Source organism: Pseudomonas sp. DCA-1 (assembly GCF_046523955.1).
GTDB classification, from domain to species: Bacteria; Pseudomonadota; Gammaproteobacteria; order Pseudomonadales; family Pseudomonadaceae; genus Aquipseudomonas; species Aquipseudomonas putida_Y.
Window position 1 is genome coordinate 1,117,527 of the sequence record NZ_CP169881.1, and the last position, 25,074, is coordinate 1,142,600.

A 25,074-nucleotide genomic window follows, 5' to 3' on the forward strand; every position below is an offset into this window, starting at 1 on the left:
TGTAGGTCGCAGCGGTGTGGTTAGTCGCTGGGGTGCGCATCGATTATAGGTAGAGGATGGCAAAGCGCCAGGGTGGGCGGGTGGCCCATAGATATTATTTGGCCGTCACACAGTTCATGTTGGATTTGCCGGGTAAACGGTTTGTCTCGAGGGTATGAGTACCTAATTGAGTACCTTAATGGAATTCGGAACGCATCATAGCCTTTGTTTATGGGGTCTGTATCGTCCGGATTCGATTCCTGTCTCCGCACCAGAATCAGTTGGCCTATGGCGATTTCTCGCTACCTGGCACCAATAGAAGCCCGCCTTGTGCGGGCTTTTTTGTTCCCGTTGTCCCGTTCTCAAACCGTTAGGTCGTGCCTAGTCCTAAATCCGCGTTGCTCGTAGGAATCGTCTCGTTAGCTGCTCGAGGCCTCATTTGCCCCTTCTTAGCTGTTAGGTTCTTTCGCTCCTACAGTTCGCAAGGGACTCTGAAATGCGCGTCAGTCTGGATGGGCTTGGCCAAGCAGTAGACGGTGATGTAACCACCACAGGTGCGATTTGCATCGCCACTGGGGAAGGTTACCTCGACGAGGGACGAATGGTCCTGAGGATGGGGGATCCCACCACACCTTGTCCACTTTGCGGGCTGGAAGGAAAGGTCGTCGAAGGGGTGTGGCACTTCATCTCGGATGGCCAGCCAGTCGCCATGGATGGCGCGTTAGTTGATTGCGGTTGCCCAGAGGGTAGCAACCGGGTGGTGGCGCCTTTAGGGGAAATGCCCCCGCCGCGGCTGCCGGTTGCCGTACGCACTAGCCTCAAACCCGCTGGCCCTGGGAGCTCTAGCGCTTTGGCAGGGGCTTCGCACGCCATGGTTGGCGGGTTGCCTGGGCAGATGCAGCCGGGATTCTATGTGGTGCCCCGGAGCATGTCGTTCCCGCAGATTCTGTTGGAGCTGGCTAGCCATGATTCGACCTTGCCCATTTCGTACCTGCAACGCCTGAACCCGACTTTCGAGCAGGGGTTCAAGGCAGGGGAAATCTTCGTCATCGGCGATCCGGATAACGGTTATGCCTGCACCCAGGAGGAGGGACAACTAATGGCGGCCGCCGAGCGCGCGCGACGTTCCTTGGCTGTACTCGATTTTGCCGAGTCAGATTTCATGATGGAGTATCAGGCTGAAATTGCCGGACTGCTTAGTGACGCCAGTCTCTCCATGGGTGTGGGTAAGGACATGATGGACCACGGCCTCCGGCAGCTTCGCAGCACACTTGGCAACATCGAGCGTTTGCATCAGCAAGAATTTCTGCGCCATGGCCATCTGAATAGTCCATCGTTCTTCGCCGAACGACGGCTGTTATTGGAGCAGCTAGATGGTCAGTTGAAAGCGACTTTTCTAAATAAACATCTGAATCTAGGGGCCTACGAGCGGCTGAAGAAAAGCTTGAATATCTCGACCAAGAGCCTTGTGCATCATTGGTCGAAAGCCGGCGGGCCAGGGCAGATTCCTGGGTACGCCACGTACTTGGACAAAGTGGCGAAGCTTAGTAAGTACCTTCGGTATGGTGGGCATGTCGGAATTGGCTTAGGTGGTACATCTTCCTATCTGAAAGTCCAAGAGGCCTGCCGTGCAGGGGAAACCGAAGCCTGCAAAAAAATTCGTTTGTCTGAGGCAGGTGCTTTCACTGGGGGGCTGGCGGGAGGGATCGTGGGTGGCAAGATTGCTGGGATCACTGCGCTCGCTGTATGTGGGGTGTTCTCTGCTGGTACCGCGGGTTTCGGGGCGCCGGTATGTGGCATTGCGCTGGTCGGGGGAGGGGCTTTTGCTGGGAGCATCGCCGGTGCGGAGGGCGGTGAGCAAATGGGCGAGCTGATCTACGAATCACATTATGACTGAGTTCGAGAGTTGGCCCGTGTGGCTGAAGTGGATAATGCTGGCGTGTCCGTTCGTGATCGCGTTGGCCGGTTGCGCGGTCAGTGCATTCATCGCGGGTACAAGAAATTTCACTGTTGCAACCTCGGCTATCCAAAGTCATCCCGGCCTGGAGCAAATGAAACTGTTTTTGGGCACGCGGCGCTTTGGCGCTCGGTGGCTGCTGATAACGTTTCTTTGTGGAATACTCATTTGGCCTGGCGTACATATGCGCCGAGGGCATCTGGACATCGAAGAACTAGAAAACTTCCCTGCAAAACTTAAGTTGGCTCTACAGGTATCCACGTGGCTGACGGCCTTTGGCTTCGCTTGGATGTGGGTGACCTATGGATTCATCAAGGCGTAGCCGTTCCCCCCCCTGTAGGAGCGGGTTTACCCGCGAACGCGGGCGAAGCCCGTGCCATCCACCACCTACCCAACGCAATTAAACATGGTCCTATAACCCAAAGGTTGAATCACACTTCCTGCCTTCCAGGCGCAGCAACGACCTCTAGCCCCCTCCCGCGCGCTGCGAATGCATAATCGGTAGTGTGATGCCGGTTTTATCCGTGCTTAAGCTTTTAATCGGCAAAATATTGCTGATTCCAGCCATGCACACTATGATAATCAGCATTAAAGTACTGATTAATGGTGTCGCGATGCCGCTCAGACTCACGATCCAGGCTTTCTCCGATGGTGCATGGCGCGATGCAGCGACACTCACGGTTGAGAACCCCGAGCGTGTTGCTGATGGAAGATGCCTTGTCGCCTACGACGGCGACTACATCATCGCGAACGTTGATCGCATGGAGGATCGTTGCGAACTCGCCCTAAGCGTTAACCTTCCGTTGAACTGGGACCACCATGACGTCAAAGGGTATCCAGCATTCCTCTACGACATCATTCCCTCTGGTGCTGCCAAGGACTCTCTTGAATCCCGCTATGGGCGTCTTAAGCCCGAAGGTGTGGAAATGGGGCTGTACCTTCTGGAGCGCTTCACCCCGGCGCCTATTGGGCACCTGCGCATCAAGGAATCGGTGGAAGGCCTTCAGCCGGATCGAAACGAGGCTTTCGCGCGTGCTGAGGTCGTGGACAGAACGAACGAATTTCTTGAGTACGCCTATGAAACCGGCGCGGCGTTGGGCGGTGCTACCGGTGCCAACGGGCAAGCCCCCAAGCTAGTCATGACCGAAGCCCACGGCGGTGCTCTGTATGCGGATGCGATGCTCCCCGATGACCAGGCGTGCCGTCACTGGCTGATAAAGTTCGCGCGTAATCGAGGCGGCGAGCGCGACCAAGACATCCTGCGAACAGAGTTTCATTACTACAAGGCGGTTGCTGCCCTCGGCCTTGATACGGTTGCCACTGATGGCTTGGCGCTTGAAGAGGCATTGAAGCCAAGCCTCTGGATGCCACGATTTGATCGCCGAGTAGTGGATGGCGTGGTGGAGCGTATACCGCTGGAGTCGGTGTACTCGATCTGCGGCATTACCGGCTACGCGCATCCGATGGCGCATGCCGAAGTGGTTCACCGACTGGTAGGCCTATGGATCGATAACGGCCAGCAGGATGAGGTGGACGACCTGGTGTTCGAGTACGTGCGGCGCGATCTGCTGAACCGCATTCTAGGGAACACCGATAACCACGGCCGCAACACCTCCATCATGCGTGTGGGTGGGAAGTTTCGTTTGGCGCCAATCTATGACCTCGCGCCAATGATCCTGGATGAAGAGGGCATCACGCGGACGACGAAGTGGGCGGCGGAGCGCAAGGGGTCTTCCAATTGGCGCGATAACTGCGCTGAGCTGGTTGGTTACACCGATCCCGATGTCCTGCTGCAACGGTTGATGCATGCGGCTGAGGCATTCCGGGCGTTGCCCGATTTGCTGACCGATGCGCCCGAATCGATGCGCAATGCAGCCTCTCTACCCGTGAATAACCTGGACAAGCGACTCGTGGAGTGGGGACTGCGATGAAAAAACTACAGCCTGAAGAGCGCGCCCAGCTTGTAGAGGATATCGTCAAGCGCAACGCGGCGGGGCTCGATCCAATTGGGGCATCCATCCGCCGTCTACGGCTCGAAGTCACCGGGCTTGACCAAGAGACCTTCGCGGCCATGTGCAAGATGTCCACGAAAAGCCTGTACGAACTGGAAAGCGGGAAGTCGAACCCGAAGCTCAGCACTTTGGAGGCCGTGCTTCGGCTTTTTGGCGTGCGGATGGGTATGGTGATGACAGCCAAAGATCAGCCCACTGCAACGCTCGTCGGCCAGACGAAGCCTGGTGGGCCAATGGCGGTGGGCGCGCCGCTGGCCAGTTCCGGGGTGGTGGCCGGACCCAAACGCGGGAAAAGCCCTGCGGCAGCCAAAGCGAAGAAGACAGTGTCGAGGCCGGCATCGCCACGGGCACGGAAAAGCAGTCAGGAACAGTGAGATTGATGTGGGATGCAAATAAAGTCTCATCCCATGTTCCTGTAAGGATTTGTCCCCGACGCGAAGTTCGGTGCTGAAACTTCGCGTTCGTTTATAAGCAATAACAGCTGCTTCGGCGCCGTTCGTACATTATTAAGAGACGTTTCCTACAACTTCCATACTTGCCCCGCCAAGCAATGTGAGGCTAAATCTCTGCGTCACGGTAAATCCCGTGACCGGGCGTAGGAACCCGTTGGTAAACTTGGCGCATGCACTAGGCGCCCCTGCACCACAGCTGGCGCTTTTTTTGTGTCTGCCGTGCTGTGTCATGGCGGCTGTGTGTGGGCAGGCTTCGGCCTGGCCGGGTTTCCAAGTTTCCCGGTATTCCTACCCTGCACACAGCTGCCACCCAATCCCGTAGGAAGGATCGTGGCAGCTCCAACTAAAACTTGGAGCCTCATGCATGCTTACCTCAAGTCCAAGCAGGACCCTCGCATTCGTTCTCCACCGTTGTTCTTCAACGGCCATCAGCTACCTTGCCGTCAGCCAATCCCGCTCCGTCCCCGGTCATTCGGAGGTGCGGCCATGACTGACCAAGAACGCCTCTCCACCATCCAAAGCTACGCCTGGACCCTCGAACTGCTAGGCGAAGCCCTGGTCCAGCACGACGAAATGCTGGAATGCGAACACAACCCACGACTGAGCTTTCGCAATACGGCTGGGATTCACCAAGCGATTCGGATCATCAGCCGGTTGGCCAGTGAGCAGTGTGGGAAGGTGTTGGAACGCGGTGGTCAGGAGTTGGAGGGTTAGGCGATGAGGTTGATTAGGCCAGGTATCGCAGGTTGCGCCTGGCTTAGTCTGTTGAAGGCCGCTGATGGACTGTTGCAGTCATGTCGGGGTATGGGGCTGCTGCGCAGCCCTTCGCAGGCAAGCCAGCTCCTACACGGATCGCATTCATCTTGGGAAGTGCATGTGACCTGTGGTAATCCGTTTTCCTACGGCGTGCGTTGGCTATTCGTACCCCGAGAAACTTGCGAAAACCGCCACCCAGGAATAAAGTCCCTACGTCGCCGAAGCATCGGCGATGCGACCTTGGCCGGTCGGAATCGAAAGGCGCATCAGCGCCCAATCTTAATCGCAGGCGCTTTTTTTGTGCCCGCGGTGCTGCGTTATGGCGGTGGTGCGCGGGACACCTTCGGGTGTGCCGGGCTCCTTTCGTCCCGGTCGGCCAACCCGCGTACTGCTGCCACCTTAACTTGCTTGGCCGCGAGCGGTGGCAGTTCCATCACGAAAGGAACTCATGCATGACCACCGTAAATCCGTTACAGATCCGCGTATCCGTCCGCCGCCGTCGTTCTTCGGCGGCCCTGAGTGAGCGCAGCGTCGGCACACCTTTCTTCACCTCCGTCCAATCGGAGGCCCGCCATGACTGACCAAGAACGCCTCTCCACCATCCAAAGCTACGCCTGGACCCTCGAACTGCTAGGCGAGGCCCTGGTCCAGCACGACGAAATGCTCGAGTGCGAACACAACCCGCGGCTGAGTTTTCGCAACACGGCCGGTATCCACCAAGCGATCCGGATCATCAGCCGATTGGCCAGTGAGCAGTGTGGGAAGGTGATGGAGCAGGGTGGGTAGGACCCGGCTGATTAGCGGGCACCGCGGAAGATGGCATGGCACTGCGGTGTGGATGCATGAACGGCTGCTTTGCAGCCCTTGGACATGCAACACAAAAGCAGCCCCTTCTGCGGGGATGGTAGCAACTGCCTCAAGTTGAGTAGAACGCTCGCGCCTCTGTAGTGCATGGTAATCAGGCAAAGCGCACTTAATGCGCTTTGCCCTGACCATTTGCCTGGCCATGTGCCAACTACCGAGGATTCTGCATGGATCAAAACAGAGACAGCCTGAAAACCACCAACCCTATCGCCGGGCTGCCGGGCGCGGTATTCGAAAAGGCGTGGGAAGTACGCTGGGCATTGAAGCTGGCCTATGTAGGCTTTTTCATCGATATCGCGCTCATGCACTCACTGGGTACAACCTTGCTGGATTTCTCGGGGGACATGGCGATCGTCTGGGAAAATGTCGGGCGTATATTCGTGGGCATCATGCTCTTCTGCCTGGTGGTGTCGGTGGTAATCCCGGTGCTGGCGCGGGTGGCGGCGATCATGGGCAGCTTTATTCCGTGGCAGCGGCTTCAGGGCCCGCGAGATTATTCGCTGTTTCCCAACTACGTGACCTTCAGTGCACTGCGAGAGCACAGCCTTCGTGAAGGCAACGAATTCCTCTACAACTATTGGAAACGCAGGACCACGCAGCGCGAGGAGTGGCGGCAACAGCGCTTCCAAGCCGGGGTACTGGTGTTCGGCCTGGTGCTGATGGCAATTGCAGATGCTGGGGTTAGTGCTCATTTCCAACTGCCCGGATTAATGGCCTATTTCACCTTTTGGTTTGGCTGGAAGGGCTATGCGCTACTGAGCATCGTCACCCTGTGCCTGCTGCACTGGGCGTGGTGGTCATCGGATGAGATCGGCCAGATCTACTATCCGCCCTTGGCCGAGAAGCTGAACAAAAACCAGTACTGACGTCGGTGTGAACCTGCTCTGCAGCTCATCGTGACCCAAGGTCCGCACCATCCGTGCAGACCTTGGGATGATCTAGGGCAGTTGTTGCAAGCCGCTTCAGCTCACAGCAAACGCCGTGTTCAGCAGCAACACCACGATCAAGCCAACCACCGCCACAATGGACTGCACCACCGAGATGGTCTTGGTGGCTTCGCCCATGGTCATGCCAAAGGATTCTTTCACCATCCAGAAGCCTGCATGGTTCGCATAGTTGAAGAACAGCGAACCGCAGCCGATGGACAAGGCCAGCAAAGGCAGGTTGAGGCTGGGGTCTGCACCTGCCAGCGGTGCCAGCAAGCCTGCAGCACCCACGATACCGACCGTGGCGGAACCGGTAGACACCGAGAGCAACATCGCGATCAGCCACCCCAGAATCAGGGGAGGGAAGGCAGATTGCTGGGTCAGGTGCACAATGGCATCGCCTACCTTGGCGCTGGTCAGCATCTCCTGGAAGGCACCGCCACCGGCAATGATCATGATGATCGAGGCAATCGGCTTGAGGCTTTTGCCCAGTGCATCGCGCAGCTGTTCGGCGTCGCCGCCGCGCGCAAGCACCAGGCTGGCGCCGGCGAACAGCACGCCCAGCAGCATGGCGATCAGCGGGTTGCCCAGGAAACTGGCCAGTTCCAGCAGCGCATTGCCTTTGGGCAGCAGCATCTCGGCGACGGCATGCACCAGCATCAGGATGGCCGGCAGCAATGCGGCCAGCATGCCGACCATTACCCCGGGGCGGGGTTGGCCATCGGCTTTTTCAGCCAGTGTGAACTGGTCCAGCAATGCCTGATCGGGCCGCGTGTTCATGCGCGGTGAAATGAACATGCCGTACAGCGGGCCGCCCAGGATCATTGCCGGAATGGCGGCAAGGAAGCCATAGAGCATGGTGGGCCCAACCGAGGTCTTGAGCACGGCGATGGCGGTCAGTGGGCCTGGGTGCGGCGGTACCATGCCGTGCATGGCGGCAAGCGCCGAAATGACCGGCACACCTACATACACATACGCCGAGCCTTTGAAGCGCGCCTTGCTTTCCAGTTTGCGCGCCACGCTGAATATCAGCGGCAGCATGATCACCAGGCCGACTTCGAAAAACATGGGGATGCCAATGACGAAGGCAACCAGCATCATGGCCCAAGGGATCATGCGGTCGGAGGTGCGCTTGAGGATGACATCCGCGACCTGTTCCGTGACGCCAGCGTCAGCCAGGATCTTGCCGAGCATCGCACCCAGCGCAATCACCACCCCCACTGCGCCCAGTGTCTTGCCGGCGCCGGTGAGCAGGTGGGCGACGATGCTGCCTGGCGCCATATGCGTCGCGAAGCCCACGCCAATGGACACCACCAGCAAGGCCAGCAGCGGATGCATTTTCAGGCGCGAAACGATGAGCGCCACCAGCACCAGAACACTGGCCAGTGCCGTCAGTAATAGCTGTATATCTAAGGGAGTCATTCAAGGAGTCTCGGTTGGGCTGGCGCTCGGGCTGCACTCAGGGTTTGAAGGCGTGACGGGCGTTTCCACGGGGCATGCCCAGGTGGCTGCCGTTGCGGCTGCTGCTACGGTTTCGAGGAAGGGAACGCAGCTTTGCGCTAGCTGCCGCTCACAGGCGGCCGCCTGGTAACGGAAGATGGGCAGCAGGGAGGCGTGGCGCTGAGGCCGGTGGGCGGTGGTGTGGCGACGGGGCGCTTGGGCAGCATGGTCATTGGTTGATTCACCTTGTTGTATGGTCATCTATATGAATCTGGCCAAAGTATTTGCGCTGCCGTGGAACACTGTCAAGTGAAGGTCGTCGCATCATCTTGGGTGGCCATTTAGCCCCGGCAGGCAATACTTCTCTCTATACGCAGGCGTGTTCCTGGTGGCGCGCGCCGCTGGGAGGTGTCTGGTGAACAAATTAACGATTGTGGGTGCCGGCCTGGTCGGCGAGGCGGCGGCGCAGATCATCGCCCGGGATGAGTTGTGCCGTGAGCTGGTGTTGATGGACGTGCAGGGTGAACTGGCGCAGGGCAAGGCGCTGGACGTTTGGCAGGCGGCTGTGGATTCAGGTTCCGATACCCATGTTCACGGCGGGGCCAAAGCCGAGATGCTGGAGGGGTCCGAGCTGGTGGTGATCACGGCGGGCGTGCCGCGCAAGCCCGGCCAGTCGCGCCAGGATGTATTGAGTACCAACCTGCCAATCCTCGACAGCATCATGGCGGATATCAAGCACCACGCGCCGACAGCGACGGTGCTGGTGGTGTCCAACCCGGTCGATGTGCTCACCTACCGCGCCTGGAGCGTGAGCGGTCAGGGGCGCGACAAGGTGTTCGGGCAGGCGGGGGTGCTGGATACCGCGCGCATGAAGTGCTTCATCGCCGAGCAAACCGGGTTTTCTGCACGGGATATCACGGCGTTGGTGCTGGGCGGGCATGGCGACAGCATGGTGCCGCTGATGCGCTACTGCCAGATTGGCTCGGTGCCATTGTCGCACTTCCTGTCCAGCGAGCAGATCGAACAGATTGTCGAGCGCACCCGTAAGGGCGGCGGCGAGATTCTGGGGTTGAAGAAGACGGGGAGCGCCTGCGATGCACCGGGCGTGGCCATTGCGCAGATGGTCGATGCGATCGCCAATGGGCGGAACCGTATTTTGCCGGCGGTGGCGATTCTTGAGGGCGAGTATGGGCGAACGGATATCGCCATGGGTGTGCCCTGTGTACTGGCAGAGAAGGGGCTTGCGCGGATTATCGAGTTGCCGCTGGATGCGCAGGAACAGGCGATGTTCGACCACTCTGCCGACCAGGTGGCGCGGGATATTGCAGAGATGAAGGCGTTGTAGAGCTTGAAGCGTCATGCATCGGGTGTGGCGGCTCGGGCAGTGGGGGAACACTTTGCCTCCGTACCTGTCACACCCGTTCATTGGGGTTCAGACCCACCATTACCAAGGAGAGGTAGGCATGGGCGGTGCAACATCGGGACGTACCACCTTGACCAACTTCACGTTCACCAAGTTTCTCGACCGCGCGAGTTGTAAGCTGCTGGAAGCCAGATGCTCGGGCCAGCATCTCAAGGAAGTATCGGAGTGAATGAAGTTGAGCCTGGGCTAATTGCGATTCTGATTCTTGCCCCCATGATGCTGGCGATGGTCGTACAGTGTTTCATCGCACATAAATACACTGAGTACTACGAGTCGTTGCTAACGCGCTGTAGCTTCGTGACCGGCAATAAAATCACGTTTCAACATGCAGGCCTTCTGGGCAAGGTTATGCGTACGGGGTTGATCTCCATGGTGCTGGCTATCCCGAGCCTCTTCGTGCGCAGGGGGTTGATTGACTTCGATGAAGTCAAACGTTTCCCCTCAAGCATGAGACGACTGCTGGTGAGTCTGTTGGTCATTCACATCCTGCTGGCCACCGCGCTGATTATTTTTACTTACGCGTAGCCTGGCCGCTCCTGCATGGGGCGCGGTCAGGCCTGTCGGTTTTTGCACGAGCCGCAGCCCTCAGCGCTGATAAGCCTTGCCAAAATGCCGTTCCAGCCGCGCCTGCAGCAGTTCCAGCAGTATCGACAGCACCCAGTAGATCACGGCGGCGGTGGTCAGCATTTCCAGGTAGCGATAGCTCGAGCGCCCATACGACTGCGCCAGAAACATCACCTCCCAAACCCCCATCACGGAAATCAGCGACGAGTCCTTGAGCATCGAGATGAACTGGTTGGCGGTGGGCGGAATGATCACCCGCATGGCCTGGGGCAGGATGATGTGGCAGAAGATCTGCGGCGTGCGCATACCCAGCGCCAATGCTGCTTCACGTTGCCCGCGGGCGACGCCGAGGATGCCGGCGCGGAAGATTTCGCTCAGGTAGGCCCCGTAGTTCAGCGACAAGGCAATGATGCCGGCGCTGATGGCGCCGGGTACCAGGCCCACCTGCGGTAGCCCCAGGTAGATCAGCAGAATCTGGATCAGCAGCGGCGTGCCACGGAAGAACGAGGTGTAGAAGCTGGCCACACCCACCAGTACCGCGCTGTTGGATAACCGTGCCAGCGCGGCGGCAAAACCGAGCAGCACGGATACCACCATCGAGCACAGGCACAGGAACAGGGTCAGTGCGGCGCCTTGCAGAAAACCATTGGGCCCCAGCTTGAAACCGGCCAGGTTGGGAAACTTCTCCAGAATGATGGCGAACTTCAGGTCAAAGCTGAGGAAGAAGGCGACAAACAGCCCGAACAGCGCCAGCCAGGTCAGCAATAACCGGGTGCGAAAGCCGAACAGGCCGGCGCCCGCTGGCTTTGCCACGGGCTTGGGGGAGGGGGGGAAGGTGCTCATTTGCTGATGTCGGCGCCAATCCATTTCTGCGACAGCTTGGCCAGGGTGCCATCAGCCTTCAGCTCGGCGAACACCTGGCGTACCTTGGCATCCCACTCAGGGTCGCCTTTTTCGATGGCCACCGCGTTGGGCTCTTCATACAGCGGCGCGCCGGCCAGCTTGAAGCGCTTGTCTTGCTGCAGGCGCGGCTGCGCGGTCACCAGGTTGGTAATGATGGCGTCCAGGCGCACGCCAGTGCCCAGGCCCAAGTCCTGGAAGGCGACGTTTTCAGTGTCGTAGGGCGCAGCCTGCACGAAGTCGAACGGGTAATCGATCTTCTGGTCTTCCTTGCCTTCAATGACCAGGTTCTTGTTCAGGTAGCTTTCGTAGCTCGATGCACTGATCGAACCCACCTTGCGGCCTTCCAGGTCTTTGGCGCCATGGATGCGCTCATCCGAGGCATTGACCACGATCACGGCGGGCGATGCGTAGTACTCCACGGGGAAGTCAAATACCTCGGCGCGCGCCTTGCTCGGGGTCATCGAGCAAATGCAGATGTCGTAGCGCCCGCTCCAGCGGCCAGCGGCAATCACGTCCCAGGACGGTGTTTCCATGCGCAGTTTGACGCCGAGCTTGTCGGCCACTGCCTTGGCCACGTCCACGTCGTAACCGTCGAGCTGGTTGTGGTCATTGAGGAAGGAAAACGGCGGGTAGCTTTCCATCAGCACGTTGACCATTTCCTTGCGCGATTCAACCCGCTCCAACGTGGCGCCAGCAAAGGCTTGGGTGGCAGTTGCGAGCAGTACAAGGCCCGCACCCAGCAGAGAAGAAAATCGCATGTACATACCTGATATGTTGGGCAAATGGGTGATAGGGTATTTAATAGTTATAACCCTAATCCCCATAATGAATTTTATTCATAAGAACCTTCAGAGAAGTTATATGGCAGAGCGAACGATGGTAATTCTGGACGGTGGCATGGGCCGAGAGCTGCAGCGCAGCGGTGCACCGTTTCGCCAGCCCGAGTGGTCGGCGCTGGCGCTGAGCGAGGCGCCGGAGGCGGTCGTGGGCGTGCATGCAGCCTTCATCGATGCGGGTGCGCAGGTCATCACCAGCAACAGCTATGCAGTAGTGCCGTTCCACATCGGTGAAGAACGCTTTGCCGCCGAAGGGCGACAGCTGGCCCATATCGCCGGCCAGCTTGCGCGGCACGCGGCAGATAGCGGCGCGCACCCGGTCAGGGTGGCAGGTTCGCTGCCGCCGCTGTTCGGGTCCTACCGCCCCGACCTGTTCCAGCCCGAGCGTGTGGCAGAGGTGCTGACCCCGTTGCTCCAGGGCCTGGCCCCGCATGTTGACCTGTGGCTAGCCGAAACCCAGAGTTCCGTGGCCGAAGTGCGGGCCATTCATAGCCATTTGCCGGCAGACGGCAGGCCGTTCTGGGTGTCCTTCACCCTGCAGGACGAGGACGTCGACGACGTACCGCGCCTGCGTTCCGGAGAACCAGTGGCCGAAGCCATCGAGGCCGCAGTCAGCCTGGGGGTGGCTGCGGTGTTGTTCAACTGCAGCCAGCCTGAGGTGATCGGCGCCGCCATTGATGTCGCGCGCTCGGTCATCGAGCGACACAACGCCGAGATTGCCATCGGTGCCTATGCCAACGCCTTCCCGCCGCAGCCCAAAGAAGCCACTGCCAACGATGGCCTGGACGTACTGCGCGAAGACCTCGATCCGCCGGGTTACCTGGCATGGGCCAAGGACTGGCGTGCGCGTGGTGCCAGCATGGTCGGCGGTTGCTGCGGCATCGGCCCGGAGCATATCGCCGAGCTGAAGCGCAACCTGGCTTAAGCGCCCACGTGGCCGGGCGGCTTTGCTAGAGGCGAACAGTCGCTGACGTTGAGCCTGGCCCGGCGTATCGAGGTCGGCTATCTGGAAGAGGTGCGGGTGTTCGCTGTGTGCCCCGAATAGTCTTTTCTCTATGACGAGTGGCACGGGTCAGCGCACAAACCGTGGTACCGCTCGTATATAGATCAGTTCGCTGACCAGCTCTACCAGGGTTTGCGTGATCACGGCTGCCGCTGCCAACCCGCGCATCTCTTCTGGCAGCGCCAGCGCCAGCGGCAGCACCACCAGCGAGTTGCGCGTGGCTGCGCTGAACGTCACCGAGCGTGCCTCGCTGGCCGGCAGGCGCAGCAGGCGCGCACAGATGAAGCCAAGCACCGGCGCCAGCAGCATGAAGCCGATGTATACCGGAACCACCGGCAGCAGACGGTCGAAATCACGCAGTACCACGACAATCTGCGAAGCGATCACCACCATCAGCACCAAGGCCATGGCCGGCACCGGCAACCACGCCCAGGCGTCGTTCCAGGCCGCGACGGCGCGCGAGCGCCGGGCACCGGCGCTGGTGAGCACCGCGAGGGCCATCGGCAACACGATCAACAGCACGAAGGCTTCCAGGAACGGGGTGATGGAGATTGCCACCTGGCTGCTGCCACCCAGCATCAGGGCCAGATACACCGGCAGCAGCACCAGTTGCGCCAGCAATAATACGGGGGTTGCGGCCAGGGTCAGGCGTGAGTCGCCTTTGCCAATGTGGGTGAACACCACCACGTAGTCGATACAGGGCGTGAGCAGTACCAGCAAGGCACCGACGAGGATCGCCGGGTGTTCCACCAGCCCGCGGGTGATGGCCCAGACAAGCAGCGGAACGAGAACGAAATTGGCCAGTAGCAGGGCGGTGATGAAGCGGCGGTTACCCAGGCCCTGGCGCAGGTCGAGGAAGGGTATTTGCAGGAACATCGCGTACATCAGCACGGCGATGGCGGGGGTGATCAGGGCTTCAAGCTGGCGCGCAGTGTCGCTGGCCAGCAGGCCGAAGGCGATAGCGGCCAGTACGGCGGCGAAGTAGATGGGGATCTGCCGGGTTTCGAGTTGCTCTCTGGTCAAGGTGTGGCCTGTGGTTGGTGGTGTCAAACAGGGTAATACGTGATGGCACGTGGCTGCTCGAAATCATTCCCTGTGGGAGCGGGCGTGCCCGCGAACACCGGCGCAGCCGGTGCCATCCACCGCGTAGCCTTCTTCGCGGGCACGCCCGCTCCCACAGGATGTGTATCAGGCCTGCGAACGTGTTTCATGGTCCGTTCACGAAAAAGCCCGGCACTGGGCCGGGCTCTTTCACTTCAGGCAAGCGCCAATCAGTTGCCGTAAACCGGCAGCTTCTTGCAGATGGCCTTGACCTTCTCACGAACGGCGTCGATCACCGCTTCGTTGTTCAGGTCGGCCAGGATGTCGCAGATCCAGCTCGCCAGTTCCTTGCACTCGGCTTCTTTGAAACCACGGGTGGTAACGGCTGGGGTGCCGAAACGCAGGCCCGAGGTGACGAACGGCGAACGCGGGTCGTTCGGTACCGAGTTCTTGTTGACGGTGATGAAAGCTTTGCCCAGGGCGGCGTCAGCATCCTTACCGGAGATTTCCTGCTTGATCAGCGACAGCAGGAACAGGTGGTTCTGGGTGCCACCGGAAACCACGTCGAAACCGCGCTCGATGAACACGCTGGCCATGGCCTGGGCGTTCTTCACGACCTGCTGCTGGTAAGCCTTGAACTCTGGCTGCAGGGCTTCCTTGAAGCAGATGGCCTTGGCCGCGATGACGTGCTCCAGCGGGCCGCCCTGGGCGCCCGGGAAGACGGCGGAGTTCAGCTTCTTCTCGATGTCGGCGTTGGCACGGGCCAGGATCAGGCCACCGCGCGGGCCGCGCAGGGTCTTGTGGGTGGTGGTGGTGACCACGTCAGCGAACGGAACAGGGTTCGGGTACACGCCAGCGGCAACCAGGCCGGCAACGTGGGCCATGTCGACGAACAGGTAGGCACCGACCTTGTCGGCGATGGCGCGGAAGCGGGCGAAGTCCAGAACCTGCGAGTAGGCCGAGAAGCCGGCAACGATCATCTTCGGCTTGTGCTCGACAGCCAGGCGCTCGACTTCGTCGTAGTCGATCAGGCCATTGCCGTCGATGCCGTACTGGATGGCGTTGTACAGCTTGCCCGAGGAGCTTACCGAAGCACCGTGGGTCAGGTGGCCACCGTGTGCCAGGCTCATGCCCAGGATGGTGTCACCGGCCGACAGCAGGGCCAGGTAGACGGCAGCGTTGGCCTGGGAGCCAGCGTGCGGCTGTACGTTGGCGTAGTCGGCGCCGAACAGCTCCTTGGCACGGTCGATGGCCAGTTGCTCGACGACGTCGACGTATTCGCAACCGCCGTAGTAGCGCTTGCCTGGGTAGCCTTCGGCGTACTTGTTGGTCAGGACCGAGCCCTGAGCTTCCATGACTGCCGGGCTGGTGTAGTTTTCCGAAGCGATCAGCTCGATATGCTCTTCCTGGCGCAGAGCTTCTTGCTGCATGGCTTCGAAGAGCTCGGCGTCGTACTTGGCAATGGTCAAATCACGGCTGAACATGGCGGTCCTCAAGGATCGGGGTAATTTGGGTGTGCATTCTAACCGATTGATTCGCGGCTGGCATATGAAGTGGCATCAAGTCGCGGACCAATGGGCTTCATCTTGCATCCCGCGCCGTTTCTGGGCTGGGCGCGGGCAGGAGTTGACTCGCAGGTCCGCTTTTTATGCAGGATTCGGTTGCGGCACCGTACTTGTAGGAACGGGTTTACCTGCGAAGAAGCCGGCGCGGTGGATGGCACCGGCTTCGCCGGTGTTCGCGGGTAAACCCGCTCCTACGGGAACCTTGTGAACAGGCAGCGTGCGGGTCAATGGAACATGAACAAGGTCTCGTTGGAGAATTGCGCCTCGAACTGATGCGCCGGCATCGGCCGCCCGAACAGATAGCCCTGCACCTCGTCGCAACCATGCTCGCGCAGAAACTCCAGCTGTTCGTGGGTTTCCACGCCCTCGGCGATGACTGCCAGGTTGAGGCTGTGGGCCATGGCGATGATCGCCCGGGCAATCTGCGCGTCCTGCTCGCCTTCGGGCAGTCCGTCGACGAAGGTACGGTCGATCTTCAGTACGTCGATGGGGAACTGCTTGAGGTAGTTGAGCGACGAGTAGCCGGTGCCGAAGTCGTCTACCGCAATGCTCAGGCCGAGGTTCTTCAGGCTGGCAAGAATCTGCAGCGCCTCGTTTACCTCGCGCATCAGGATACTTTCGGTCAACTCCAGCTCCAGGCATGCCGGCGGCAGGCCGCTTTCATCCAGGATGTTGGCAATCCGCGTGCCCAGCTGGCCGTCGGAGAACTGCCGCGCCGAAATATTCACCGACACTTTCGGCACTCGCACCTTGGCCTTGTGCCAGGCCTTGAGCTGGCGGCTGGCCTCGCGCAGCACCCAATCGCCCACGTCCACCACCAGGCCCAGTTCCTCGATCACCGGGATGAAGTCGCCCGGCGGCACCAGACCGCGGGTCGGGTGACGCCAGCGCAGCAGCGCTTCGGCGCCGGTCAGGCGCTTGCCGTCGCCGCTGAACTGCGGCTGGTAATAGAGGATGAACTCGTTCTGCTCCATGGCATGGCGCAGGTCGCTTTCCAGCTCCAGGCGCTCCAGGGCGCTGGCGTTCATTTCGGCCTGGTAGAACTGGAAGTTGTTCTTGCCGCGCTCCTTGGCGTGGTACATGGCGGTGTCGGCGTTCTTCATCAGCTGGCTCAGCTCACTGCCATCCTGTGGGCTGAGGGCGATGCCGATGCTGGCGGTGACGAAGAACTCGCGGTTTTCCAGCACGAACGGCCGCACCAGGCTGCCGAGGATGTTCTCGGCCACGTGGATGGCGCGGTTCAGGGCCATTTCGCGGGTGGGGCGCGGCTGCAGCAGCAGGGTGAACTCGTCGCCGCCCATGCGTGCCACCGTGTCATCGTCATCCACGCAGGCCAGCAGGCGCAGGGCCATGTCCTTGAGCATGCGGTCGCCGGCCGCATGGCCGAGGGAGTCGTTGATCGGTTTGAAGCGGTCGAGGTCGAGGAACATCAGCACAACCCAGGCCTTCTGCCGCTCGGCCTGCTGCAGGGCATTGTACAAACGGTCCTGGAACAGTGTGCGGTTGGGCAGGTGGGTAAGGGCGTCGTAGTAGGCCAGGCGGTGGATGCGCTGTTCGCTGGCTTTGCGTTCGCTGATGTCGGTGAAGAAGCACACGTAGCTGGCCAGGTCGCCTTCGTCGTCCAGTACCGCCGTGATGCCGACCCAGGCCGGGTAATGGTCGCCGTCACGGCGCTTGAGCCACACCTCACCTTCCCAGCTGCCGCGCTGGTGCAGTTGCTTGACCACATAGCGCAGGTGGCCTTCCTGCTGTTCGTCGACAGTGAGCATGCCCGGCAATTGGTCGAGCACTTCACTGACGGCGTAACCGCTCACGCGGCTGAACGCTTCGTTGGCCTGGACGATATAGCCGGCCGGGTCGGTGATGAGGATCGCTGACGTGGAATGTTCGAATACGGTCGCGGCCATGCGCAGGTCTTTCTCGGCGCGGCGTTGCTGGCTGATGTCGCGGCCCACCCCAAGTACGCCTTCGAAGCGTTGGTCATCGTCCCACACCAGCACCAGGCGCAGCTCGATCGGGATCTTGCGGCCATCGGCACGCAGGCAGTCGAACAGGAACAGTTGGGTGGGTAACTGGCTGCACAATTGCGCCATTTGCGCCGGATCGCCCATGGCCTTGCTGACACGCTCCATCAGGCTGTAGATACCGGTGAGCTGGGCCGGGTTGGCGACGATGGATTGCCAGCCGTTGGCGAAGATCCAGTCGGCCTGGTAGCCCAGCACGCTCTTTACCGAGGGGCTGACATAATTGAGCTTGAGCTGGCTGTCGGTGGAGAAAATCACGTCGCTGATGCTTTCGGCGAGCATGCGGTAGCGTTGCTCGCTGTCACGCAGCGACTGGCTGGCCTCGATCTGAACGGTCACATCCTTGCCCACACCGATGATGCGCGTAACCAGGCCTTCGGCGTTGCGGGTCAGCACCTGCTCGCGGATGTCGTAGCAGCGCCAGCCTCCGTCGCGGTGGCGGAAGCGCAGCTGGCAGTGCAGCGGTTGGTCATGACCGCTGTCGCGCTGTTGCTGGCGCAGTGCCTGGTAGTGTGCGGCGTCCTCGGGGTGCAGCAGCAGCTCCCAGAAGCGGTCGCCCATCTGTGCCAGCTCGGTGCGGTCGTAGCCCAGGGTCTGGCCGAGGTGGCGGTTGCTGAAGATCATCCGTTGGCTGGGCACATCCTGCACATACAACTGGTCGGGTACGGTGCGTACCACGTCCGACCAGAAGCTTTCGCGTTCCAGTAGCGACAGCTCCACCTGTTTGCGGCTGGTGATATCGCTGATGCTGAGGATCACTGCCTGGTAATCACGACGCTGCAGCGGCAGGCGAGCCATCAGCCACAGGTGCAGCTCGTCTCCCTGGGGTGTCGGCAGACGCACTTCCAGCTCCAGCAACGGGCGTTGTTCGATCAGTGCATCGATCAGTTGCATGCCAATGCTGTCGCGGCTGTCGCCAGTGCCATCGATCAGCCGCTGCCAGGCCCCTTCGTGGCAGTCGATGTTCAGCAGCTGGCGCGCCACTTGGTTGACCTCGGTGATCTTCAGCTCCAGCAGCAGCGAGCGGCGCAGGTTCGGGTCCAGCGCCAGGCTGTGCTTGAGTGCGGCCCGGTTGCGCAGGTGGTAGCGATCGAGCTGACCGGGCAGGCTGGACAGGTCGAGCACGCACAGGGCCACGCCGGTGCCTTCAAAAATTTCCTGATAGCGCCTGCGGTCTTCCTGCAGCGCCCGCTGGCGGCGCCGCATGTTGATCAGCGCCAGTACCGGCAGCAGGGCGCAGAACAGTACCAGCAGGCATTTGCCGATCAGCGCCGGCAACAACGTTTGCCGGGCCAGTTTGGCGTCGAACAGGCCGTGTAGCTGCCAGGTGCTGTTTTCGATAAAGGCCAGCATCACGCTTTGCAGCGGCTCGTCGCTGGTATCGGTTGCGACATTGCGCAGCAGCACTTCGCCGCTGCGGCTGTTCTCCAGCAGCCACTGCGGGTGCCCACTACCCTCCAGGTGGAGGGTGAGCTCGCGGTAATAGTCCGGTGACAGGCGCAGTAGCCAGTAGCCGTGACCCTGTGCGGCATCCTGGCGCAGCAGCAGGTACAGGATGTGGTTGTCGGCCGAATTGGTGAAGAAGTACGGGCGTCCCTGGCTAAGTGCAAGCAACTCATCAAACAGCTTGCGGTCGGGGCTGCCTGCCAGGCTGTCGGCGCGCAGTTGCCCGGTGTTGTCCAGCCAGGCCGCGCTCTGCAGGGCGGGGAGGCGCTGGCGTAGGGTGCCGAGCAGGCTGGGCAGGGCGGCAGGGGTGGGGGCATCTGGGTAGGGTTGCACCACGTTCACGGCCTGCTGCGCCTTGAGCGCCATGTTCAGGCTCAGGTGGTCGGCCAGTTCCGCAGAGGCGTCCAGGCTCTGTTTGCGCAAGTCGGCCTGAGTATGTTTGAACTGGGCGAATAGCTGCCACACCAGCAGTCCCAGCAGGATCAGGGCCAGCAGCGCCAGCGCACCCTTGATCGACCCGCGCAGTATGGTGGCGGGTGCTTGTGGTGCGGAACGCAATGACGACGAATGAGTAAGGTTGGTCAAGCGTTGATCCTGCGATTGGGCTGGCGATGGCAGGGAATGATCTTGCACGGCGCGTGCCGGCACCGGGCTTGCGCACCGCGGAGGCGCACTATAAGGCCGGATACCCGAAACCGGCTAGCATGCCTCGGATTATGGCAAAGTGCCAGCCGTGTTGACCGGTGGTGGCTGCCCGGTGGTTCGGCAAGCCCCTGCAACCTGTGCGAGAATAGCGCCCGCTTCACATGACAACGCATCGGAGATGTTCGGTTTTGGTTACTCACTTTTCCTCCAATGGCCTCGATTCCGCCTGCGGGCGCAGCAGTCAGACCCTTGTCAGCACTGCCGTGACCGAGGACGTATCCTGCAAGTCTTGCCAGCGTTCGCTGGGCAAACCCGAGGCGGCCGCTGCCGCCAAAAGCAAGGCCCCGTCGCTGGCTGAACTGCGCAAGACTGCCAAGGTGGCAGTAGAGCCACCAACGCCGACAGTGACTGCGGCCAAGCCGGCAGCCAAGGTGGTCAGCACAGCGCCTGCCAAACCGGCCAAGGTGGCCGAGCAGCAACCTGCCCGCAGCGGCGGCTTCAGCGTGAAGTCCGCCTGGGCCGCGCGCCTGGCCGAGCAGGGCGACCGTTGCCGGTTGCCGCGGGGCAAGGTCAAGCAGCGTCACGTCTGAGCCTCTTCTGCTGCTGTGCCGGCCCTTTCGCGGGCTCGCGCGCTCCCACAGGAATCGCGGATTCTTCAGACTCTGTGGTGACGCTGTGGGAGCGGGCGTGCCCGCTAAGAGGCCGGCACAGGCAATGAATTCATCCCAGTGACCGCACTGATCACACCCCACCATCGGCCCCTCCTATGCAACGCCGCGCGTTGGCGTAGAATGGTCGACTTTGTTCAATGACACCCCGTAAACACATCCCCCTGGCCACTGCGTGCCGGGGCGATCGGCGATGTCTTTACCTATCTGATTAGAGGGCTTGGTTTTGGCTCAATACGTCTACACCATGCATCGGCTGAGCAAGGTCGTGCCGCCGAAGCGGGAAATTCTCAAGAACATTTCCCTGTCGTTCTTCCCAGGCGCCAAGATTGGTGTACTTGGCCTGAACGGCGCCGGTAAATCGACCCTGCTGCGGATCATGGCGGGCGTCGACAAGGAATTCGACGGCGAAGCCCGTCCGATGCCCGACATCAACGTGGGTTACCTGCCACAGGAACCGCAACTGGACCCAACCAAGACCGTACGTGAAGTGGTCGAGGAAGCGGTCAGCGTGATCAAGGACGCCCAGGCCCGCCTGGACGAGGTCTACGCGGCCTACGCCGAGCCGGATGCCGACTTCGACAAGCTGGCCGCCGAGCAGGCCAAGCTGGAAGCCATCCTGCAGGCCGCTGATGGCCACAACCTGGAGCGCCAGCTGGACGTCGCTGCCGACGCCCTGCGCCTGCCTGCCTGGGATGCGCGCATCGAACACCTGTCCGGTGGTGAAAAGCGCCGTGTGGCTCTGTGTCGCCTGCTGCTGTCGGCCCCTGACATGCTGCTGCTCGACGAACCGACCAACCACCTGGACGCCGACTCGGTGGCCTGGCTGGAGCGCTTCCTGCACGACTTCCCGGGCACCGTGGTAGCCATTACCCACGACCGTTACTTCCTCGACAACGTCGCCGGCTGGATCCTGGAGCTGGACCGCGGCGCCGGCATCCCGTACGAAGGCAACTACTCGGGCTGGCTGGAAGCCAAGTCGGAGCGTCTGGCGCAGGAGTCCAAGCAGCAGAGCGCCCACGAGAAGGCCATGAAAGAGGAACTGGAGTGGGTGCGCAAAGGCGCCAAAGCCCGCCAGTCCAAGTCCAAGGCCCGTCTGCAGCGCTTTGAAGAAATGCAGTCGCAGGAATTCCAGAAGCGCAGCGAAACCAACGAAATCTACATCCCGGCCGGTCCGCGCCTGGGTGACAAGGTTATCGAGTTCAAGAACGTCACCAAGGGCTACGGTGACCGTGTGCTGATCGACAACCTGTCGTTCGCCATGCCCAAAGGTGCCATCGTTGGTGTGATCGGTGGTAACGGTGCCGGTAAGTCGACCCTGTTCCGCATGCTGATGGGCAAGGAGCAGCCGGACTCGGGCAGCATCGAGATCGGTGAAACCGTGCAGTTGGCCTGTGTGGACCAGAGCCGCGAGGACCTGGACGGCGCCAAGACCGTGTTCCAGCAGATCTCCGACGGTTCCGACCAGATCCGCATCGGCAACTACGAGATCCCTTCGCGTACCTACGTTGGCCGCTTCAACTTCAAAGGTGGCGATCAGCAGAAGTTCGTCAAGGACCTGTCCGGTGGTGAGCGTGGCCGCCTGCACCTGGCCCTGACCCTGAAGGAAGGCGGTAACGTTCTGCTGCTCGACGAACCGTCCAACGACCTTGACGTCGAAACCCTGCGTTCGCTGGAAGAAGCCCTGCTGGACTTCCCGGGCGCCGCGATCGTGATTTCCCACGACCGTTGGTTCCTGGACCGCGTGGCTACCCACATCCTGGCGTACGAAGACGACTCTAACGTGGTCTTCTTCGAGGGTAACTACACCGAGTACGAAGCCGACCGCAAGAAGCGTCTGGGTGATGCTGCTGCCCAGCCGCACCGTGTACGGCACAAGAAGCTGGCCCAGTAAGCCGGTTTTCTGATGCACAAAAATGGGGCTCAAAGGAGCCCCATTTTTGTGCTTGGTGGAAGGCTGAAAACGGGTAATTGGGAGCGTGTTTTGTATACACTTACATAAAACGCACCAAATAATTTCATAAAAACGACATTTCGCCCTGTTCCGGTGCGATTGCTTCTTGGTACATTCCTGAAAAAACCAATAAGTCCAATCCTCTTGGTGAGATGTCTACCATGATCGAATCTGTCGACAATTTTCTTGCACGCCTAAAGCAGCGTGACCCTGGCCAACCAGAATTCCACCAGGCCGTAGAAGAGGTGCTTCGCACCCTGTGGCCATTCCTTGAAGCCAACCCCCGCTACCTGCAGTCCGGTATCCTCGAGCGCATGGTCGAGCCTGAGCGCGCCTTGCTGTTCCGCGTATCCTGGGTCGATGACCAGGGCAAGGTGCAGGTCAACCGCGGTTATCGCATTCAGATGAGCAGTGCCATTGGCCCGTACAAGGGCGGCCTGCGCTTCCACCCGTCGGTGAACCTAAGCGTGCTGAAGTTCCTGGCCTTCGAGCAGGTGTTCAAGAACTCGCTGACTTCGTTGCCCATGGGCGGCGGCAAGGGCGGCGCGGACTTTGACCCCAAAGGCAAGAGCGACGCCGAAGTGATGCGCTTCTGCCAGGCGTTCATGAGCGAGCTGTATCGTCACATCGGCGCCGACTGCGACGTACCGGCCGGTGACATCGGCGTGGGTGCCCGCGAAATCGGCTTCATGTTCGGCCAGTACAAGCGCCTGGCCAACCAGTTCACCTCGGTGCTGACCGGCAAGGGCATGACCTATGGCGGCAGCCTGATCCGCCCGGAAGCCACCGGCTATGGCTGCGTTTACTTCGCCGAAGAAATGCTCAAGCGTCAGGACAAGCGTATCGACGGCCGCCGCGTGGCGGTGTCCGGTTCGGGCAACGTCGCCCAATATGCTGCGCGCAAGGTCATGGACCTGGGCGGCAAGGTGATCTCGCTGTCTGACTCTGAAGGAACCTTGTATGCCGAGGCCGGCCTGACCGATGCCCAGTGGGACGCCTTGATGGAGCTGAAAAACGTCAAGCGTGGCCGTATCAGCGAGCTGGCCGGGCAGTTCGGCCTGGAGTTCCGCAAGGGCCAGACCCCGTGGAGCCTGCCGTGCGATATCGCCCTGCCATGCGCCACGCAGAACGAGCTGGGCGCCGAAGATGCCCGCACCTTGCTGCGTAACGGCTGCATCTGTGTGGCCGAAGGCGCCAACATGCCGACTACCCTCGAGGCTGTGGACATCTTCCTGGACGCCGGCATTCTGTATGCCCCAGGCAAGGCCTCCAATGCCGGCGGCGTAGCCGTGTCGGGCCTGGAAATGTCGCAGAACGCCATGCGCCTGCTCTGGACTGCCGGTGAAGTGGACAGCAAGCTGCACAGCATCATGCAGTCGATTCACCATGCATGCGTGCACTACGGTGAAGAGGCTGATGGCCGTATCAACTACGTCAAAGGGGCGAACATCGCGGGCTTCGTGAAAGTGGCCGATGCGATGCTGGCGCAAGGCGTGGTCTGACCTGAAGTTCTTGGGGCCGCTGTGCGGCCCCCTCAGGGCTCACCCTCGATCTCGAGCACTTCAATTACTTGCTCGCCCATCGGCCGGCGCCATACCACCTCATCTCCAGGCCCCGCGCCCAGCAAGGCACGCCCCAATGGCGAGCCCCAGTTGATCAGGCCTCGCCCGGCATCTGCTTCATCCTCGCCCACCAGCCGTACAACATGCTCCTGGTCCTGCGCATCGACAAATCGCACCCGGCTACCAATCTGCGCCTTGCTGCGAGAAGTGGCCGCCGGCACCACCTGTGCGCTCTGCACCCGTGCGTTGAAGTAACGCAGGTCGCGTTCGGTATCGGCCAGCTGCTGCTTGTCGCCACGCTCACCCTGAGCCTGCAGTTCGCTGCGCAAGGTATTCAGCTCGGCCAAGTGGGCTTGCAGCTGGCGCAGGCCGCTGGCGGTGACGTAGTTGGGTTGTTCGCTGATGCGCCGCTCAACCGGTTGGTCGGCCTGGGCGGCGGCTTGGTCTTCGTTGACGAATGCTCGGCTCATGCAAGGCCTCCTTGTGCGTGAGACCATCATGGCAGGCCGCCGGTTTAAAGGAATGTCCGTTTGCGACTCAGTTGTGGCGATAGGCCTTGGCAGCGCCGCGGTCTTTTTCCTGCTCCCACTCGCGGTCACGCTGGTCCCAGAAACGCTCGTGGTATTGGCGCTGTTCTTCGCTGTTCTGCATGGCATGACACTGGCGGAAGCCATCGTCCCAGCCGGTCTCGTACTGACGCTCGTGCAGGTAGCGGGGTACGTTTTTGCGGAAGTTGCCCACCATCAGCCCGGCCGCCTGGCGGCCACTGCTGCAGCCGTCCTGGAAGCCATCCGCATAGGCGGGAGGGTAACCGTGGTTGACCATCTGCTCGTGGGTGGTTTCGCAACCTGACAGCAACAACGCAATGCACACGCCGAACCAGTACCGCGACATAGCCACAAAGCCCTCCAGTTGATGGTGGAAAGTCTAGGTGGCGATTTGTCGGGTAGATGTCAAAACAGTGTCAAAGAGTTGGTTCAGTCACACTGCTTTGCCAGCCTAACAGACCAATTCGCGGGCAAGCCCGCGCCCACAGGGACTTCACAGGCCTCGA

Annotated in this window: 22 protein-coding genes and 1 pseudogene; 15 read left to right on the forward strand and 8 right to left on the reverse strand. The window is 60.8% G+C overall.

All coding sequences use genetic code 11. The annotated features are described in order from the left end of the window. The first annotated feature begins 475 nt into the window (after positions 1 to 475). The 8 genes from ACE4QZ_RS05470 (at position 476) to ACE4QZ_RS05505 (ending at position 6,886) form a co-directional block, all read left to right on the forward strand. Positions 476 to 1,876: a PAAR domain-containing protein gene (locus ACE4QZ_RS05470; protein ID WP_275966838.1), complete on the forward strand. Its 1,401-nt coding sequence runs from the start codon at positions 476 to 478 to the stop codon at positions 1,874 to 1,876. Next, positions 1,869 to 2,258, forward strand: coding sequence for a hypothetical protein (locus ACE4QZ_RS05475; RefSeq protein ID WP_003247529.1), 390 nt, complete (start codon positions 1,869 to 1,871; stop codon positions 2,256 to 2,258). The genes ACE4QZ_RS05470 and ACE4QZ_RS05475 overlap by 8 nt, the downstream gene beginning before the upstream one ends. Before the next feature lie 187 nt (positions 2,259 to 2,445). Further along, entirely contained in the window at positions 2,446 to 3,867 is a 1,422-nt protein-coding gene (locus ACE4QZ_RS05480; protein WP_392525353.1) for a type II toxin-antitoxin system HipA family toxin, read from the forward strand. Beyond that, entirely contained in the window at positions 3,864 to 4,322 is a 459-nt protein-coding gene (locus ACE4QZ_RS05485; RefSeq protein WP_135192643.1) for a helix-turn-helix domain-containing protein, read from the forward strand. The genes ACE4QZ_RS05480 and ACE4QZ_RS05485 overlap by 4 nt, the downstream gene beginning before the upstream one ends. Before the next feature lie 564 nt (positions 4,323 to 4,886). Further along, positions 4,887 to 5,114, forward strand: coding sequence for a hypothetical protein (locus tag ACE4QZ_RS05490; RefSeq protein WP_103463290.1), 228 nt, complete (start codon positions 4,887 to 4,889; stop codon positions 5,112 to 5,114). 494 nt (positions 5,115 to 5,608) lie between these two features. Further along, positions 5,609 to 5,737: a hypothetical protein gene (locus ACE4QZ_RS05495; protein ID WP_258036626.1), complete on the forward strand. Its 129-nt coding sequence runs from the start codon at positions 5,609 to 5,611 to the stop codon at positions 5,735 to 5,737. Beyond that, positions 5,730 to 5,942, forward strand: coding sequence for a hypothetical protein (locus ACE4QZ_RS05500; RefSeq protein WP_019750407.1), 213 nt, complete (start codon positions 5,730 to 5,732; stop codon positions 5,940 to 5,942). Before ACE4QZ_RS05495 ends, ACE4QZ_RS05500 begins: the two co-directional genes overlap by 8 nt. A 245-nt stretch (positions 5,943 to 6,187) precedes the next feature. Beyond that, positions 6,188 to 6,886 carry a hypothetical protein gene (locus ACE4QZ_RS05505; RefSeq protein WP_346649011.1) on the forward strand — a complete coding sequence of 233 codons (699 nt, stop codon included), beginning with the start codon at positions 6,188 to 6,190 and terminating at the stop codon, positions 6,884 to 6,886. A gap of 96 nt (positions 6,887 to 6,982) precedes the next feature. On the opposite strand, the gene ACE4QZ_RS05510 is transcribed toward ACE4QZ_RS05505, so the two are convergent. Further along, positions 6,983 to 8,368, reverse strand: a complete 1,386-nt coding sequence (locus tag ACE4QZ_RS05510; protein ID WP_410480417.1) for a GntP family permease — start codon at positions 8,366 to 8,368, stop codon at positions 6,983 to 6,985. 433 nt (positions 8,369 to 8,801) lie between these two features. Here ACE4QZ_RS05510 and ACE4QZ_RS05515 point away from each other — a divergent pair, with 433 nt between their 5' ends. From ACE4QZ_RS05515 to ACE4QZ_RS05525, 3 genes and pseudogenes are all read left to right on the forward strand, one after another. Beyond that, positions 8,802 to 9,731 (forward strand): malate dehydrogenase, encoded by a 930-nt coding sequence (locus ACE4QZ_RS05515; protein WP_049586352.1) that lies wholly within the window; start codon positions 8,802 to 8,804, stop codon positions 9,729 to 9,731. A 121-nt stretch (positions 9,732 to 9,852) separates the two neighbouring features. Next, positions 9,853 to 9,969, forward strand: a pseudogene (locus ACE4QZ_RS05520) (type VI secretion system tube protein Hcp); the annotation flags it as partial. A 5-nt stretch (positions 9,970 to 9,974) separates the two neighbouring features. Next, positions 9,975 to 10,334: a hypothetical protein gene (locus ACE4QZ_RS05525; protein WP_020191670.1), complete on the forward strand. Its 360-nt coding sequence runs from the start codon at positions 9,975 to 9,977 to the stop codon at positions 10,332 to 10,334. A gap of 60 nt (positions 10,335 to 10,394) precedes the next feature. Here ACE4QZ_RS05525 and ACE4QZ_RS05530 read toward each other — a convergent pair whose 3' ends face one another. Beyond that, on the reverse strand, positions 10,395 to 11,216 hold the full coding sequence (locus tag ACE4QZ_RS05530) for an amino acid ABC transporter permease (RefSeq protein ID WP_003247513.1): 822 nt from the start codon (positions 11,214 to 11,216) through the stop codon (positions 10,395 to 10,397). Further along, entirely contained in the window at positions 11,213 to 12,034 is an 822-nt protein-coding gene (locus ACE4QZ_RS05535) for an ABC transporter substrate-binding protein (protein WP_279935462.1), read from the reverse strand. The genes ACE4QZ_RS05530 and ACE4QZ_RS05535 overlap by 4 nt, the downstream gene beginning before the upstream one ends. 118 nt (positions 12,035 to 12,152) lie before the next feature. Between ACE4QZ_RS05535 and ACE4QZ_RS05540 the strand changes: the two genes are divergently transcribed. After that, a complete protein-coding gene (locus ACE4QZ_RS05540; RefSeq protein ID WP_279935461.1) occupies positions 12,153 to 13,037 on the forward strand; it encodes a homocysteine S-methyltransferase family protein in 885 nt (294 codons plus the stop codon). 147 nt (positions 13,038 to 13,184) lie between these two features. Here ACE4QZ_RS05540 and ACE4QZ_RS05545 read toward each other — a convergent pair whose 3' ends face one another. From ACE4QZ_RS05545 to ACE4QZ_RS05555, 3 genes are all read right to left on the reverse strand, one after another. Then, positions 13,185 to 14,138 (reverse strand): arsenic resistance protein, encoded by a 954-nt coding sequence (locus ACE4QZ_RS05545; protein WP_279935460.1) that lies wholly within the window; start codon positions 14,136 to 14,138, stop codon positions 13,185 to 13,187. Positions 14,139 to 14,386: 248 nt separating this feature from the next. Then, complete coding sequence (gene glyA / locus ACE4QZ_RS05550; protein ID WP_014589625.1) at positions 14,387 to 15,640, reverse strand: serine hydroxymethyltransferase; 1,254 nt, start codon at positions 15,638 to 15,640, stop codon at positions 14,387 to 14,389. A gap of 305 nt (positions 15,641 to 15,945) precedes the next feature. Beyond that, positions 15,946 to 19,776 (reverse strand): EAL domain-containing protein, encoded by a 3,831-nt coding sequence (locus ACE4QZ_RS05555; protein ID WP_021784176.1) that lies wholly within the window; start codon positions 19,774 to 19,776, stop codon positions 15,946 to 15,948. Between the two features lie 248 nt (positions 19,777 to 20,024). Between ACE4QZ_RS05555 and ACE4QZ_RS05560 the strand changes: the two genes are divergently transcribed. The 3 genes from ACE4QZ_RS05560 (at position 20,025) to gdhA (ending at position 23,960) form a co-directional block, all read left to right on the forward strand. After that, positions 20,025 to 20,426 (forward strand): hypothetical protein, encoded by a 402-nt coding sequence (locus ACE4QZ_RS05560; RefSeq protein ID WP_103443465.1) that lies wholly within the window; start codon positions 20,025 to 20,027, stop codon positions 20,424 to 20,426. 304 nt (positions 20,427 to 20,730) lie between these two features. Next, the gene (ettA, locus tag ACE4QZ_RS05565) at positions 20,731 to 22,398 is read left to right on the forward strand and encodes an energy-dependent translational throttle protein EttA (RefSeq protein WP_003247499.1); all 1,668 of its coding nucleotides are present in this window, start codon (positions 20,731 to 20,733) and stop codon (positions 22,396 to 22,398) included. A gap of 221 nt (positions 22,399 to 22,619) precedes the next feature. Further along, positions 22,620 to 23,960, forward strand: a complete 1,341-nt coding sequence (gdhA, locus tag ACE4QZ_RS05570; RefSeq protein ID WP_021784174.1) for an NADP-specific glutamate dehydrogenase — start codon at positions 22,620 to 22,622, stop codon at positions 23,958 to 23,960. Positions 23,961 to 23,992: 32 nt separating this feature from the next. Here gdhA and ACE4QZ_RS05575 read toward each other — a convergent pair whose 3' ends face one another. Next, on the reverse strand, positions 23,993 to 24,490 hold the full coding sequence (locus ACE4QZ_RS05575) for a GreA/GreB family elongation factor (RefSeq protein ID WP_021784173.1): 498 nt from the start codon (positions 24,488 to 24,490) through the stop codon (positions 23,993 to 23,995). 67 nt (positions 24,491 to 24,557) lie between these two features. Next, positions 24,558 to 24,914: a lipoprotein gene (locus ACE4QZ_RS05580; protein ID WP_003247495.1), complete on the reverse strand. Its 357-nt coding sequence runs from the start codon at positions 24,912 to 24,914 to the stop codon at positions 24,558 to 24,560. Between the last annotated feature and the right edge of the window lie 160 nt (positions 24,915 to 25,074).